A 475-nucleotide genomic window follows, 5' to 3' on the forward strand; every position below is an offset into this window, starting at 1 on the left:
CGCCAGCGTTCAATCTGAGCCAGGATCAAACTCTTCAGTTCAATCTCTGTTTAAAACTCTTCAACGGAATCGACAGATCTTCACTCAAGTGAATTTCCATCTATCTTCCGTGAGTATTTGAGCCGCTTTCCGACCCAAACACCCACGCTTATCGGCTGTTAATTTTTAAAGAACAAGCTGATTCGTCATCAGCACAGAAGCGAGATTATCACCCGCTTTTCACTGTCTTGTCAAGCGTCTTGCAAAAATTTGCACAACACCTCACAACACAGCCCCCAGATGAGCAGCACACACTACCCACACCAGAGAAGACGAAGCCCCTGCCAGTCAGCAGGGGCTTCGCTCGCATAAGTAGCCTGACGATGACCTACTTTCACACGGGAATCCGCACTATCATCGGCGCTGAGTCGTTTCACTGTCCTGTTCGGGATGGGAAGGAGTGGGACCAACTCGCTATGGTCATCAGGCTTGAACT

Annotated in this window: 1 rRNA gene; it reads right to left on the reverse strand. The window is 49.3% G+C overall.

What is annotated here, in order from left to right:
• Positions 1-354: 354 nt before the first annotated feature.
• Positions 355-467: ribosomal RNA gene (gene rrf, locus GTZ97_RS16435) — 5S ribosomal RNA — on the reverse strand.
• Positions 468-475 lie beyond the last annotated feature (8 nt).

The sequence above is a fragment of the Aquabacterium fontiphilum genome, assembly GCF_009909205.1.
In the GTDB taxonomy this organism is placed as follows: domain Bacteria; phylum Pseudomonadota; class Gammaproteobacteria; order Burkholderiales; family Burkholderiaceae_C; genus Aquabacterium; species Aquabacterium fontiphilum.